General features: G+C 64.5%; 12 protein-coding genes. 8 read left to right on the forward strand and 4 right to left on the reverse strand.

The genetic code is table 11. The annotated features are described in order from the left end of the window. Window positions 1–214: 214 nt before the first annotated feature. The 5 genes from leuS (at window position 215) to holA (ending at window position 7,483) form a co-directional block, all read left to right on the forward strand. Window positions 215–2,743, forward strand: a complete 2,529-nt coding sequence (gene leuS, locus HMI59_RS10595) for a leucine--tRNA ligase (RefSeq protein WP_193593597.1) — start codon at window positions 215–217, stop codon at window positions 2,741–2,743. A gap of 77 nt (window positions 2,744–2,820) precedes the next feature. Next, a complete protein-coding gene (locus HMI59_RS10600) occupies window positions 2,821–3,804 on the forward strand; it encodes a DegV family protein (RefSeq protein WP_031215966.1) in 984 nt (327 codons plus the stop codon). 64 nt (window positions 3,805–3,868) lie between these two features. After that, entirely contained in the window at window positions 3,869–4,747 is an 879-nt protein-coding gene (locus HMI59_RS10605) for a ComEA family DNA-binding protein (protein WP_193593598.1), read from the forward strand. Beyond that, window positions 4,740–6,548 (forward strand): ComEC/Rec2 family competence protein, encoded by a 1,809-nt coding sequence (locus HMI59_RS10610; RefSeq protein WP_193593599.1) that lies wholly within the window; start codon window positions 4,740–4,742, stop codon window positions 6,546–6,548. Before HMI59_RS10605 ends, HMI59_RS10610 begins: the two co-directional genes overlap by 8 nt. Next, entirely contained in the window at window positions 6,449–7,483 is a 1,035-nt protein-coding gene (gene holA / locus HMI59_RS10615) for a DNA polymerase III subunit delta (protein WP_166184402.1), read from the forward strand. Before HMI59_RS10610 ends, holA begins: the two co-directional genes overlap by 100 nt. 105 nt (window positions 7,484–7,588) lie before the next feature. Here holA and rpsT read toward each other — a convergent pair whose 3' ends face one another. Together rpsT and HMI59_RS10625 are read right to left on the reverse strand one after the other, a co-directional pair. Then, window positions 7,589–7,849: a 30S ribosomal protein S20 gene (rpsT, locus tag HMI59_RS10620; RefSeq protein ID WP_021470575.1), complete on the reverse strand. Its 261-nt coding sequence runs from the start codon at window positions 7,847–7,849 to the stop codon at window positions 7,589–7,591. Between the two features lie 167 nt (window positions 7,850–8,016). Continuing rightward, on the reverse strand, window positions 8,017–8,565 hold the full coding sequence (locus tag HMI59_RS10625) for a type II toxin-antitoxin system PemK/MazF family toxin (RefSeq protein WP_193593600.1): 549 nt from the start codon (window positions 8,563–8,565) through the stop codon (window positions 8,017–8,019). A 174-nt stretch (window positions 8,566–8,739) separates the two neighbouring features. Here HMI59_RS10625 and lepA point away from each other — a divergent pair, with 174 nt between their 5' ends. Continuing rightward, window positions 8,740–10,593 carry a translation elongation factor 4 gene (gene lepA, locus HMI59_RS10630; RefSeq protein WP_043426564.1) on the forward strand — a complete coding sequence of 618 codons (1,854 nt, stop codon included), beginning with the start codon at window positions 8,740–8,742 and terminating at the stop codon, window positions 10,591–10,593. Next, window positions 10,594–11,823 carry a radical SAM family heme chaperone HemW gene (gene hemW / locus HMI59_RS10635; protein WP_193593601.1) on the forward strand — a complete coding sequence of 410 codons (1,230 nt, stop codon included), beginning with the start codon at window positions 10,594–10,596 and terminating at the stop codon, window positions 11,821–11,823. Window positions 11,824–11,864: 41 nt separating this feature from the next. Here hemW and HMI59_RS10640 read toward each other — a convergent pair whose 3' ends face one another. Together HMI59_RS10640 and HMI59_RS10645 are read right to left on the reverse strand one after the other, a co-directional pair. Beyond that, the gene (locus HMI59_RS10640; protein WP_021470571.1) at window positions 11,865–12,278 is read right to left on the reverse strand and encodes a DUF4870 domain-containing protein; all 414 of its coding nucleotides are present in this window, start codon (window positions 12,276–12,278) and stop codon (window positions 11,865–11,867) included. A 113-nt stretch (window positions 12,279–12,391) separates the two neighbouring features. Continuing rightward, a complete protein-coding gene (locus HMI59_RS10645; RefSeq protein ID WP_193593733.1) occupies window positions 12,392–13,243 on the reverse strand; it encodes a DUF3097 domain-containing protein in 852 nt (283 codons plus the stop codon). 216 nt (window positions 13,244–13,459) lie between these two features. Between HMI59_RS10645 and hrcA the strand changes: the two genes are divergently transcribed. Then, on the forward strand, window positions 13,460–14,467 hold the full coding sequence (hrcA, locus tag HMI59_RS10650) for a heat-inducible transcriptional repressor HrcA (protein ID WP_193593602.1): 1,008 nt from the start codon (window positions 13,460–13,462) through the stop codon (window positions 14,465–14,467). Window positions 14,468–14,504: the final 37 nt, after the last annotated feature.

Genomic DNA, 14,504 nt, shown 5'->3' on the forward strand with positions numbered 1-14,504 from the left:
TCAAAGCCGCTCGTGGCGACTGGGGGATTTTAAAGGTGCGGTAAGGTATGTGTATGCGTGCGAACCTTCTGCTTAGTTAGCCGCCCGGCAGTTACCAGCCGAGCGGCCGCCCCTCCTTTGCTGAGGGGCTTTTGTGTGTCCGGGGCATTTTGGTCCCGGTGCGAGTAACAGCAGCAGGGGACTATTCCGCCATCAAGAACAGAAGAGGGCAGCAGTGAGCGTTCAGCCGGAGACAGAGACCGGAACAGCACAGACAGCCGCAGCCGCGGCGCCTGAAGAGGGCGTCTACAGCTTCGCTGCGATGGAAGCCAAGTGGCCGCAGGTCTGGGAAGACCTCAAGGTGTTTACTCCGGCCGATGACGGCTCCAAGGAACGCCGCTATGTGCTGGACATGTTCCCGTACCCTTCCGGTGACCTTCACATGGGGCATGCTGAGGCGTTTGCGATGGGTGATGTTGTTGCCCGCTACCTGCGTCAAAAGGGCTTCGACGTCCTGCACCCCATCGGCTGGGACTCCTTCGGGCTGCCGGCGGAAAACGCCGCGATCAAGCGCAACGCCCACCCCAGTGAGTGGACCTACGCCAACATCGACACCCAGGCCGCGTCCTTCAAGAGGTACGCCATCTCCGCGGACTGGTCGCGTCGCCTGCACACCTCCGATCCTGAGTACTACCGCTGGACGCAATGGCTGTTCAAGCGTTTCTACGAGCGTGGACTGGCCTACCGCAAGGACTCGCCGGTCAACTGGTGCCCGAAGGACCTGACCGTCCTGGCGAACGAACAGGTTGTCAACGGAGCCTGTGAGCGCTGCGGTACCGCCGTGACCAAGAAGTCGCTGAACCAGTGGTACTTCAAGATCACCGACTACGCCGACCGCCTGCTCGAGGACATGGACCAGCTCCAAGGCCACTGGCCCGAGCGCGTCCTGGCGATGCAGCGTAACTGGATCGGACGTTCCGAAGGCGCACACGTCCGCTTCGTCATTGAGGCTGCGGACAGCCGCCCGGAACGCGAAGTCACGGTCTTCACCACCCGCCCGGACACCCTGTACGGGGCAACGTTCTTCGTTGTGGCTGCAGACGCCCACCTCGCCCTGGACCTGGTCACCCCTGAGCAGCACGACGAACTCATGGCTTACCGTGAGAAAGTCAAGGCGCTCTCGGAAATCGAACGCCAGTCCACCGAGCGCGAAAAGACCGGCGTGTTCACGGGCCGTTACGCGATCAACCCGCTGAACGGCGAAAAGCTTCCCGTGTGGGCCGCCGACTACGTCCTGGCGGATTACGGCACCGGTGCCATCATGGCCGTCCCTGCCCACGACCAGCGCGACCTCGACTTCGCCAAGGCCTTCAACCTGCCGGTGCGCGCAGTCCTGGACACCGGCGAGGACGATCCCGCCGAAACCGGCATCGCGACGGCCGGCGAGGGGACGCTGAAGAACTCCGGCGACCTTGACGGCCTCAGCAAGGCCGAAGCAATTCCCGCGGCCATCGAGGTCCTGGAGAAACTGGGTACCGGCGAGAAATTCGTCAACTTCCGCCTGCGTGACTGGCTGTTGAGCCGCCAGCGTTTCTGGGGCACGCCCATCCCGATCATCCATTGCGGTGAGTGCGGCGAGGTGCCCGTTCCGGACGATCAGCTTCCCGTCACCCTGCCTTCGGATCTCCGCGGCGAGGCACTGGCGCCGAAGGGCACCTCGCCCTTGGCCGCCGCCGTCGAATGGGTCAACGTCGAATGCCCCAACTGCGGCCGCGCAGCCCAGCGGGATACGGACACCATGGACACGTTCGTCGATTCCTCGTGGTACTTCCTGCGTTTCGTGTCTCCGGATTACACCGAAGGTCCGTTCGATCCCGCAAAGATCAACGACTGGATGCCCGTCGGTCAGTATGTGGGCGGCGTGGAGCACGCGATCCTGCACCTGCTCTACGCCCGCTTCTTCACCAAGGTCATCAAGGACATGGGCCTGATTGAAACCAACGAGCCATTCAGCGCCTTGCTCAACCAGGGCCAGGTGCTCAACGGCGGCAAAGCCATGAGCAAGTCCCTCGGCAACGGCGTGGACCTGGGCGAACAGCTGGACAAGTTCGGCGTGGACGCCGTCCGGCTCACCATGGTGTTCGCCTCCCCACCGGAAGACGACGTCGACTGGGCTGACGTTTCACCGTCCGGCTCGGGCAAGTTCCTGGCACGCGCCTGGCGCCTTGGCCAGGACGTCACCAGCGAGCCCGGAACGGATCCCGCCACCGGTGACCGGGCCCTGCGCACTGTCACGCACAAGACCATCGCTGACGCTGCCGAGCTGCTGGACAACAACAAATTCAACGTTGTGGTGGCCCGCCTCATGGAGTTGGTCAACGCCACCCGGAAGACCATCGACTCCGGCGCAGGCGGAGCCGACCCCGCTGTCCGCGAAGCCGTGGAAGCGGTGGCAGTGATCCTGAGCCTCTTTGCCCCGTACACGGCAGAGGACCTGTGGAGCGCCCTCGGGCACCCCGCCTCGGTAGCCAACGCCGGATGGCCCAAGCATGACGATGCGCTCCTCGTCCAGGAAACCGTGACTGCCGTGGTGCAGGTCCAGGGCAAGGTACGCGACCGCCTCGAAGTTTCTCCGGACATCTCCGAGGATGAACTCCGGGAGTTGGCGTTGGCTTCTGAAAACGTCCAGCGTGCAATGGACGGCCGTGGCATCCGCACGGTCATCGTCAGGGCGCCTAAACTGGTGAACATCGTTCCGGCCTGACAATCGTTCAGGTTTTTGGACATTGCGGCCGCCGGCTCCGATTGCCGGCGGCCGCGCACCGTTAAAAGGAGGTCCGGGTGCCGGATCGAGAACCGCCCGCCTGGATGTGGCTGAAAGAGCGCCTCTCCCGCCTGCGGCTGCCTACTGTGCCTGTGCCGGTCGCGCAAGACCCGGGTGCCGCCGTCGTGCGCACAGCAGTGGTGACTGATTCCGCGGCGGCACTGCCGGCGGACTGGGTTTCCGCGTTTGCCGCCGATGGCCGCCTCGCCGTGGTCCCCATGCCGGTGATGGTGGGGGAGGAGATCTACGGTGAGGGTGAGGACGACATCATGCAGACCCTCGCGGTCGCCCTCGCCTCCGGATCCCCGGTGAAAACATCCCGGCCTTCGCCCGGCCAGTTTGAGCAAGCCTATGCGGCCGCCAAGCGACGTGGCTTTGAAGCCGTGGTGTCGGTGCACATCTCCGCCGAACTCTCCGGCACGGTAGACGCCGCCCGGCTTGCGGCCGAACGGGTGGACATCCCCGTCGAGGTGCTGGACTCCCGGACCGTCGGCATGGCACAGGGCATGGGAGTGCAAAGTGCCGTTGTTGCTGCCGCTGCCGGTCAGTCGGCCGAGGAGGTGCGCGCGTTCGCTGAACGGCGCCTGGAGCGCACACGGGTCTATTTCTACGTTCCCAGCCTCGAACAACTGCGGCGTGGCGGCCGCATTGGGGCCGCGGCGTCCCTGCTGGGGACGGTCTTCTCCATCAAACCGATCCTGGCGGTCGACGACGGCAGGATCGTTCCGCTGGAAAAGGTGAGGTCCGCGGTCCGGGCTGTAGCCCGGCTCGAGGAAATCGTGGCCGCGGATATTGCCACACGACCGACCGGTCAGGCCAGGTTGGCGGTGCATCACTTCGGAAACCCCGGGGAAGCGGAGTCCTTGGCGGCGCGGCTTGCCGAAAGATGCCCCGAATGCCCGCCCGCGCAGATCAGTTCCCTGCCGGCTGTCCTCGCGGCACACGCCGGCCTGGGGGTCCTGGCCGTCATTGTGGGAGAGAGCAGTACGCCCGGCAACTGATGGGTTTTCCACATAGCCTGATACGCCCGGCAGGGGAGTGCTGAGCCGACCCTAGGCTTGCTGTATGCCACGCCGGAAAAGGGACGCGTCCACGGACGCTGCAGCCGAGGCATTCCGGCACCGGCTCTCCCGGCACGTCGGGCCGGGAACCAGCGACGAGGCCCCGCCGGGTGCGCGCGGCGAGGCCCTGTTGACCTTTGCGGAGCCTGACTCGGAGGGCCCCGGAGAAGAGTCGGCCCCCCCGTCCCGGATACGGTTCCGCACCTCGCGGCGGGTGGCGCTCCTGGTTGCCGGCGCCTGCCTGATGTTGCTCGTCGTGCTGATGTGGCAGGCCTCGGCAGAACGGACCACCAGCACGCCCCTTGAATCAGCTGGAAGCATCACGGACGGCGCCGGACAGCCCGTGGCAGATGAAAACGCTGCGCCCACCACGGCGCCCGCGGGTGGGGGCCCCAAGGTCACCGTGCATGTCGCCGGAGCCGTCAACAGGCCAGGAGTCGTGTCCTTGCCTGAGGGAAGCCGGGTGTTCGAAGCCCTGGCGGCGGCAGGGGGAGCCACGCCCGAGGCTGCCACGGACGCTCTGAACCTTGCGGAGCTGGTTGCCGACGGCGCGAAAATTACGGTACCGGTGGCAGGGGCCGTGTCCCACATCCCCGAATCTGCGGTGGGGTCCGGTAGTGCTTCCGGCGGCGGCGGTTCCAACAGCGACGGCTCCGGCAGCGACGGTTCCGGCGCGTCAGGTGGCAAGATCAACGTCAACACGGCGTCGGTGGAAGGACTCTCCACCCTTCCGCGCGTTGGGCCGGTCATGGCGCAACGGATCGTCGCGTGGCGGAAAGACCACGGACCGTTCCTGTCCGTTGATGACCTGGACGCCGTGGACGGTATTGGTCCCAAGCTGATGGAGTCACTGCGGCCCCTTGTGACGGTGCAAGGTGGCTGAGAGTAGCGACCACGGCGATGACGGGCGCCTCGACGTTCGCCTGGTTCCGGCTGTCATCGTGGTCTGGGCGACCGCGCTGGCCGGGACCACCTTCCTGCGGGAATCGGGGGCCGCCCTCACGGCCTTGCTGTCGGCAGGGGCTGCTGCGTTGTTGCTGGCAGGTCCGGTTCGCAGGAAGGCCGGGGGAATGCGCGGGAAGCAAGCCGGCCGGGGCCGGTCGCTCCCCGTCACCCTCGCGGTTGCTTGCCTCCTTGGTGCTGCGGTTGCCCTCCACTGCACGGTGGACGCGGCAAAGCGTGAATCCGGGCCGTTGGCTGCTGCCGTCAGCGAGGGGAGCCCTGTGGTCATCCAAGTACGGGTGGCCGGGATTCCGGCGCCTGTTCCTGCGCCGGGTGGCAGCGGCGAGGGGCGTTGGATGGTGCAGGCTGAACTTGAGAACCTCACAGCGCACGGCAGCAAAGTCAGCGGAACCGCCACACTTACGGTCCTGGGGAATGATGCGTGGAAAGATGTCAGGCCGGGTCAATCCGTCAGGACAACGGGGATTCCCAAGGAGCCAAGGCCCGGAGAGCCCGATGCTGCCACGCTGTCAGCATCCACCGGGCCCACTCAGGTGGGTACGGCGTTTGATCCCAAGGAGTCGGCAGCCCGGGCAAGGGAACGGTTCAGCCAGTCCGCCGCGGAGTTGCTGGAACCGGACCCGGCGGGGCTGCTGCCGGGAATGGTGGTCGGGGACACCAGTACCCTGCCCGCGAGCCTGAAAGCAGCGATGGAAACCTGCGGGATGACACATTTAACGGCTGTAAGCGGTTCCAATTGCTCATTGATTTTGGCCGGCTTTATCCTGCTTGCCCGTTCGCTGCGGCTGTCACGGCCTCTGGCAGCCATAGCCGCTGTTCTGGGCCTGGCGGCATTTGTCCTCCTGGTGGGACCTGATCCGAGTGTTCTGCGGGCGTCAGTGATGGGCTTCGTGGGCCTGGTGGCCCTCACGACGGGCCAACGTGGGAGGTCATTGTCGTTCCTTTGCCTCGCGACCACCGCCCTTCTCTTGATCAGCCCGGGCCTGGCGGTCAGCTTCGGATTTCTTCTGTCCGTCCTTGCCACCTTGGGCATCGTGTTGCTGGCCCGGCGCCTGACGTCGTGGTTTCCCCCTTGGGTGCCCCGGTGGCTGGCGGCGGGAGTGTCCGTTCCGTTGTCCGCCCAGCTGGCGTGTGGGCCCGTGATCGTCCTCGTTCAACCGCAGCTGTCGCCGTACGCCCTCGCGGCAAATGTTGTGGCCGGAATTTTCGTGGCGCCAGTGACCATCCTCGGGACGTTGGCCGTCCCTGTTTCAGCACTGGTTCCGGGGCTGGCGCCCGTCCTCTTCTTCGTAGCCGGGAACGCCGTGGCCGCCGTAGCGGCAACAGCCCGGTACTTTGCCGGCCTGCCCGGTTCCGGTCTGCCATGGGCAGACGGCCCGGTGGGCGTCAGTGCCATGGTGCTCTTGTCGGCTCTTACCCTCTTGGGGACGTGGGCTGCGCTTCATCCGACCGGCGTCATGGTGGGTGTGCTTGGTCTTCATCAACGCCTTGTGCGGAGTCTGCAGGATCGGGAGGTGCGCAATGGTGCCCGCCCTGGCGGTTCCATCACGTTCCATAGGAAGCGCCGGAGCAAACATGGCAGACTTGAATCCTGCAAACATCCCTCCGGAAGGAACCCCCAGTGGCTGCTGCCCAAAATTCCCGGACCAAGAGCGAGGCCCGGGCCAAGGGCGCTGCGGCGAATAGCGTCGGCTGGCGTGACGCGTCGCCCGCCCCGGTAGTCCTCGTCACAGGGCCCGAGGAGTACTTGGGAATTCGTGCCATGGACCGTATCCGCGCCGAAGTGCGTTCGGCCACCCCGGATGTTGAGCTCACCAAACTCAATGCGGCTTCCTATGAGGCCGGTTCCTTGGCCATGACTGTCGCTCCGTCGCTTTTTGGCGAGGGGAAGTTGGTGGAGGTGGAGGGCCTGGAATCCATGAACGACGCTTTCCTGGCCGATGCCATCAAGTACCTTGCACAGCCGGAAGATGATGTGGTCCTGGTCCTTCGCCATGCCGGCGGAGTCCGGGGGAAGAAGCTCCTGGATGCCGTGAAGGCGGGGGGCTGGCCGGTCGTCGATTGCCAGCCCCTGAAGAAGGACGCGGACAAGACGTCCTTCGTGGTTGCAGAGTTCAAGGCGTCCGGGCGGAGGATCCAGGGTGACGCGGTCCAGGCATTGGTCAACGCCGTGGGAGCCAACCTCTCCGAGCTTGCCGCGGCATGCAGCCAATTGATCGCTGACGCCACCACGGCCGTCACCGCTGAGACGGTGGATCGCTATTACGGGGGCCGGGTGGAGGCCACGGCCTTCAAGGTTGCAGACGCGGCTATGAGTGGGAACGGACCACTGGCCCTCTCCACCCTCCGTCACGCGTTGTCCACCGGCGTGGACCCGGTTCCCTTGGTGGCAGCGCTGGCGGCGAAGCTGCGGACACTTGCCAAGGTCGCGGGCGCCAGGGGGTCTTCGGCGTCCATTGCCAAGAATCTCGGAATGCAGCCTTGGTTGGTGGAGCAGGCGCAGCGGGATGTCCGCCGCTGGACTCCCGAGGGGCTGATTCGTTCCATCCAGGTCATCGCCGAAGCAGATGCCCAGGTAAAGGGCCTCTCCCGCGATCCCGTTTATGCCGTGGAGCACGCCGTGACAGTGATTGCGACGTCCGCCCAACGGCGGTAGCAGAAAGTGGGCCGGCACTCAGGGGCCCACGATGGCGCTTAAAGCCAGGAGGCCGGCACCCTGGGGTGCCGGCCTCCTGTTCAGCTCAGTCGAACTAGAAAAACCTTAGAGTGCGTTGACCTTCTTGGAGATCGCCGACTTGCGGTTTGCAGCGTTGTTCTTGTGAATAACGCCCTTGCTGACAGCCTTATCCAGCTTACGGCTGGCAGCAACAAGTGCAGTTGCAGCAGCATCCTTGTCAGCAGACGCAACGGCGGTGTTGACGGCGCGGATGGCCGTCTTCAGCTCGGACTTGACGGCGTTGTTACGCAGGCGAGCCTTCTCGTTGGTGAGGATGCGCTTCTTCTGGGACTTGATATTAGCCACGTATGAACTCTCTTTTTAATGCGGAAATGGTCTAGAGGGTTGTCAGGTTGGCCATCGACTGAGCGGCGTGGGGATGCCTATGGCAGCCAACCATGTATGGCCGTCGACCTGCACGGACACACAGCTATAAAGGATAGCAGAAAGACCGTCGTGGCAGGAATTACCGCTCAACGCCGCAGGGATGAGTCCGCCAGGGCCCTGATGACTTCCTGGAAAGCCTGCCGGCCGAGCACCGCCCCTTCGCGTCGGATGGCGTTCGGATCCAGTCGGATGACCCTGTCCAGCTTGACCTCGCTGGGCCGGCCTTGACGGTCCCACGGACCCGTGCCGACATCGACGTAATCGTCGGCGCGCGCTCCGTTGTCATGGTCCTTGGAAGTCAGCATGAGTCCGAGGAGCCATTGGCCGTCACGCCCCACCAGGAGAACCGGGCGGTCCTTGCCGCGGGAGTGGTCTTCCTCATAGGGGACCCAACTCCACACGATCTCCCCCGGATCAGGCTTGCCGTCAGGCTTGGGGGAGTAGCTGGCGCGAACGCTTCCGCGGTAGTCGCCGGGGTAGGTCCCGGTCTTAGGCACGACGCCGGAGGGCCGGGTTGCTTGCCGGGACCCGCCTGGCCGGGGACGGGGAGGAGTCGCCGTCCTGCTTGGGGTACCACCCAATGCCCTCAGGGATCGCAGGAGTGCTTTGCCGAGTGGTCGTAAGTCCAGAGCCATAGGACCAAGCTACCGTCCCCATCCCCGCCGGATGGTGATGGCCCCGCCCTGCCCTGATGTACGGGGAACGGCTGGTTCATGGGACACTGGAGGATCAGATGTGCGGTATCTCCTCAGCTGGCCCCTGCCCGGCTTGCGGAACTGCCGCTTGAATGCCGACAGTTAGGACCCTGCGTGTCTCCCATGGCCCGCACCGCACCGGTGCCCGCCGCAACAGATCCGGCCATCATCCGGAACTTCTGCATCATTGCCCATATCGACCACGGTAAGTCCACCTTGGCCGACCGCATGCTGCAGTACACCGGCGTCGTTCAACAGCGCGACATGAAAGCCCAGTATCTGGACCGCATGGACATCGAGCGTGAGCGCGGCATCACCATCAAGTCACAGGCCGTCCGCATGCCCTGGGAGGTTGACGGCACGGCCTATGCCCTGAACATGATCGACACCCCGGGCCACGTGGACTTCACGTATGAGGTATCCCGCTCCCTGGCAGCCTGCGAGGGAGCAGTGCTGCTGGTTGACGCTGCCCAAGGCATCGAAGCCCAGACCCTGGCCAACCTCTACCTGGCTATGGAGAACAACCTCACCATCATTCCGGTGCTGAACAAGATCGACCTCCCCGCTGCGCAACCGGAGAAGTACGCGGCTGAGCTTGCCAACCTCATCGGTGGAGATCCGGAAGATGTCCTCAAGGTTTCCGGCAAGACGGGCGTAGGCGTCGAGGCTCTGCTGGACAAGATCGTCCGCGACCTTCCGGCACCTGTTGGCAATCCGGACGCCCCCGCGCGTGCCATGATCTTTGACTCGGTCTATGACACGTACCGTGGCGTGGTCACCTATGTTCGCGTGGTGGATGGCAAGCTCCACCCCCGCGAACGCATCCAGATGATGTCGACCCGTGCAACCCACGAACTCCTCGAAATCGGCGTGAGCTCTCCTGAGCCCACCCCGTCGAAGGGCCTGGGCGTAGGCGAGGTGGGATACCTCATCACCGGCGTGAAGGATGTCCGCCAGTCCAAGGTTGGCGATACTGTCACCAACCAGGCCAAACCGGCCTCGGAATCGCTCAGCGGGTACGCCGATGCGAAGCCGATGGTCTTCTCCGGCCTCTACCCCTTGGACGGCACGGACTACCCGGTACTCCGCGACGCCTTGGAAAAGCTCATGCTCAATGACGCCGCCCTGGTCTACGAGCCTGAAACGTCAGCTGCGCTGGGCTTCGGTTTCCGCGTCGGCTTCCTCGGTTTGCTGCACCTCGAGATCACCCGCGAGCGTTTGGAACGCGAGTACAACCTCGACCTCATCTCTACTGCTCCCAACGTGGAGTACGAGGTCACCTTGGAAGACAAGCGGGTTGTCCATGTCACCAACCCCAGCGAGTACCCCACAGGCAAGATCGCCGAGGTCCGCGAACCGATGGTCTCCGCTACCGTCCTGGCGCCCAACGAGTTCGTCGGCGCCATCATGGAGCTGTGCCAGAGCCGCCGCGGCCAGATGAAGGGCATGGACTACCTGTCCGAGGACCGTGTCGAACTCCGTTACTGGATCCCGCTGGCCGAGATCGTGTTCGACTTCTTCGATCTCCTGAAGTCCAAGACGCGCGGGTACGCCTCGCTGGACTGGAAGGCCGACGGCGAGCAAGTGGCCGACCTCGTCAAGGTCGACATCCTGCTTCAAGGTGAACAAGTGGACGCGTTCAGTGCCATCACGCACCGCGACAAGGCCTATTCCTATGGTGTGATGATGACCGGGAAGCTCCGCGAGCTCATTCCCCGGCAGCAGTTCGAGGTGCCCATCCAGGCTGCCATTGGCTCCCGCATCATCGCCCGCGAGAGCATCCGGGCCATCCGCAAGGACGTTCTTGCCAAGTGCTACGGCGGTGACATCACCCGTAAGCGCAAACTGCTGGAAAAGCAGAAGGAAGGCAAGAAGCGCATGAAGATGGTGGGTCGCGTCGAGGTGCCGCAGGAAGCCTTCATCGCTGCCCTCACCACTGACGAGTCGAAGGACAAGGCAAAGAAGTAAATGCCAAGCGTCCTGCCTTTGGGCGACCCGGCACCTGCTGACGGCTTGCTGCCGTCGCAGGTGCTCGCCGACGTCGGGCGCCGGAAGTTCGGCTTGTACGTCCACATACCGTTCTGCGCGGTGCGGTGCGGCTACTGCGATTTCAACACCTACACCGCCACTGAGCTGGGCGGGGGAGCCTCACAAGCTGCCTACTCAGGTACCGCAGCGTCGGAGGTCGACTTCGCCGCAAAAGTGCTTGAGGATTCAGGCCTGCCGCGGCGTCCCATGAGTACCGTTTTCTTTGGCGGTGGCACGCCCACGCTGCTGCCGGCCGAAGACCTCGCGGAGATACTGCGGACCGCAGTGGGGCATTGGGGACTGGAAGACGGCGCTGAGGTCACCACGGAGGCCAACCCGGATTCGGTAACCCGTGAGTCGCTGCAGGTCCTCAAGGACGCCGGCTTCACCCGTGTCTCCTTTGGCATGCAGTCGGCAGTCCCGCACGTCCTCAAGGTACTGGACCGGACCCACACGCCCAGCCGTGTCCCCCAAGTTGTTCAGTGGGCCCGGGAAGCAGGGCTGGCCGTCAGCCTGGACCTGATTTACGGGACGCCGGGGGAGTCCATGGCCGACTGGCGGGCGTCGTTGGAGACCGCGCTCTCCTACGAGCCCGACCACATCAGCGCCTACGCCTTGATCGTGGAGGAGGGGACCAAGCTTGCCGCCCAGATCCGCCGTGGCGAGGTGCCCGGCATCGACGACGACGACCACGCGGCCAAGTATGAACTTGCCGACCAGCTGATCTCGCAAGCCGGCCTGGGCTGGTATGAGGTCAGCAACTGGGCCAGGACACCTGAGCAGGCCTGCCGCCACAACCTGGCATATTGGCGCGGCGACGACTGGTGGGGTATCGGCCCCGGAGCGCATTCCCATGTGGGTGGCGTCCGGTGGTGGAACGTCAAGCACCCCGCTGCCTATGCTTCCCGCCTGGTGGCCGGCGAATCTCCGGCTGCGGGCAGGGAAACGCTCGACGCCGGAACACGGGATGTGGAGCGGATCATGCTGGAGGCGCGGCTTGTGTCAGGCCTGGCCATAGATGGCTTGGACAAGGACGGCAGGCGTGCTGTGGCGGGTTTGATAGCCGATGGCCTGGCCGAACCTGCTGCGGCCTTCCAAGGTCGCTTGGTGCTGACCCTTAAGGGACGCTTGTTGGCCGATGCGGTAGTGCGGCGCATCCTGCCGGACTGACCTCCGGAAAGATCGGCCCTGCGGAAAGATCGGCGTCGCCGCTACTTGATCCAGCGAAGGTTGAAGCGGTAGCGGTGCGGCTGGCCGTGGTTCACGCGGATGCCGGCGGAGACGGAGAAGCACGTGAGTGCCACCCAGATTGCCGTGGCGATGACGGCAAAGATGTTCCCTACAACCGGTAGCAGCACGAGGATGTTCGCTACGGCCGCTGCAATGGTGGGCGGCAGCGTGAAGTTGAGCGCTTCCTTGGATTCCTGCGCTGTAAAGGGACCCCTGTCGCGGAAAATCAAGTAGATCAGCAGCGAGGGCAGGCACCCGAGGATTCCACCGAAGTGCGCCAGGGTTGCCCACTGGCGGTCTTCGCTGGCTGTGAGAGGGAGTGCGTTTGCAGGCGCGCCATGGTACTGGGGCTGACCTGCGGCCCTGCCCGGTTCTTCTGGGGCGTTCTCTGACACGTTGGTTCCCTTTGCTTTAAAAATGCTGCGGTGTTGCTGTCCCAGAATATAGGGTCCGGGGCTGTTCCGGGACCAACCCGCCGCCCGCCGCCGTCGGACGCCCAGCGCTGGAGTCAGGCCGCGGTGAGGAAGTCGATGACTTCCTCCACGCGGCCCAGGAGGGATGCTTCAAGGTCGGCGTAGGTGCGGACCGCGCCCAAAAGGCGCTGCCAGCCGAGTCCGATGTCCTCTGCAGTCTCGTGCGGCCAGCCAAAAGCGCGCAGGATCCCCGTCTTCCAGTCCGTACCGCGGGGAACATCGGGCCATTGGGCGATGCCAAGGACCTTGGGCCGGATCGCCTGCCAGACATCCACGTAGGGGTGTCCCACGATCAGGACGTTACCGGCAGCGCCCGGCAAAGTCATCGCTTCGGCGGCGATCCGCGATTCCTTGGAGCCGGCTACGAGGTGGTCCACGAGGATTCCCAGCTTGCGCCCCGGGCCGGGGTTGAAGGCTGCTATCGCGGCTTTGAGGTCATCCACCCCGTGCAGGGGCTCGACGACGATGCCCTCCACGCGGAGGTCGTCACCCCATACTTTTTCCACGAGTTCCGCATCGTGCTTGCCCTCCACCCAGATACGGCTCGCTTTGGCCACCTGGGCGCGTTGGCCACTGACGCGCACGGAACCCGAGGCTGTCCGTGTGGGGGAGGCTGCAGTGGCGGGTGCCTTGGGCGCGGGAGGCAGGAGCCGGATGGGCTGACCTTCCAGCAGGAAGCCGAAGCCCAGCTGGAAGGACTTGGTTTTTCCGCGCCGGTCTTCGAGGGCTACGATGTGCATCCCGCCGGACTTTTCCACGCGGGTGACCGCACCCACCCAACCGGATTGGGCATCCTCCAGCACCATCCCGCGTTGCACGGGTACCTCCGGTAGCCGGCGTTGGGCAGGAGCGGTCAGGTCCTGTGGACCCCAGGTGTCATAAGCCAAGGAATGACCTAACTCTTCGGGCTTGGACGGCTGCCGGGCCGCAGTCGCCGCCGGGCCTGCCATGGATGTCTGCGCGGGCGGTTTCAATGCTAGCAACGCGGTGGCCCATACTAGACTTGTTAGCACTTGGGCATGTCGAGTGCTAAGCAAAAGGGTCAGCTGAAGGTCCCTCGTGCATCAGTGCATGGGCCGGATGGTCTGTCAGGAGGTGTTGGAATGAGTGAGCCACGCAAACTCGAAGTTCTGCGTGCCATTGTTGAGGACTACGTACATTCGCGGGAGCCTGTTGGTTCCAAGGCCCTGGTAGAACGCCACCACCTGGGCGTATCCAGTGCGACCATCCGCAACGACATGGCGGTGCTTGAAGAAGAGGGGCTGATCGCAGCACCACACACCAGCGCCGGCCGTATTCCGACGGACAAGGGCTACCGCCTGTTCGTGGACCGGATCTCCCAGGTTAAGCCCCTGTCGGCCGCTGAGCGTCGTGCCATCCACTCCCTGCTTGAGGGTCCGGATGATATTGACGACATCCTTGAGCGGACCGTCAGGCTCCTGTCGCAGCTGACCAACCAGGTCGCCGTCGTGCAGTATCCGCACTCCAAGCGCGCCGTGGTGCGCCATGTGGAGTTTGTTCTCCTCGGGCCAAAGCAAGTGCTCGTGGTGCTGATTGCCGACACTGGAAGCGTTGGGCAGAAGGTCATCGATGCCGGTGCCGACGTTGCCAACGAGGCCCTCATGGCGCTGCGTTCACGCTTCCTGGGCAGCATCGCAGGCACGCAGATGGACCTCCTTCCACAGGTCTTGCCGTCCGTGGTGGCGTTGTGCCCGCCGGAGCTGCGGGGACTCGCCCAGATGCTGGCCAACGGACTCCAGGCCCTCAGCGATACCAGCAAGGAAGAGCGGATCCTGATGGCCGGCACGGCCAACCTCGCCCGTTCCAACGTGGACTTCCCCCTGAGCATAGGACCCGTGCTGGAGGCCCTTGAGGAACAAGTTGTCATGCTCCGGTTGTTGTCGGACATGGGGGATGATCCGCGCGGCGTGACGGTGAGCATCGGCCGGGAAAATCCCTACGACGGCCTGGCCGAGGCCTCCGTGGTGGCTACCGGCTACGGTTCCGGCGCCAAGGTTGGAATCCTCGGTCCCACCCGTATGGACTACCCCACCACCATGGCGGCAGTCCGCGCCGTAGCGCGCTACCTTTCCCGAATTCTCGGCGGCTGAAACCGGCCGTCACCAAAGACCGCAGTACAACAAGGAA

It is taken from the genome of Paenarthrobacter sp. YJN-5 (genome assembly GCF_015040095.1).
In the GTDB taxonomy this organism is placed as follows: domain Bacteria; phylum Actinomycetota; class Actinomycetes; order Actinomycetales; family Micrococcaceae; genus Arthrobacter; species Arthrobacter ureafaciens.

Excerpts from the sequence above, each read along its gene's own strand:
- HMI59_RS10605 (WP_193593598.1), top strand. The coding sequence starts at position 3,869 with ATGCCACGCCGGAAAAGGGACGCGTCCACGGACGCTGCAGCCGAGGCA.
- HMI59_RS10625 (WP_193593600.1), bottom strand. The coding sequence starts at position 8,565 with ATGGCTCTGGACTTACGACCACTCGGCAAAGCACTCCTGCGATCCCTG.
- hemW (WP_193593601.1), top strand. The coding sequence starts at position 10,594 with ATGCCAAGCGTCCTGCCTTTGGGCGACCCGGCACCTGCTGACGGCTTG.
- hrcA (WP_193593602.1), top strand. The coding sequence starts at position 13,460 with ATGAGTGAGCCACGCAAACTCGAAGTTCTGCGTGCCATTGTTGAGGAC.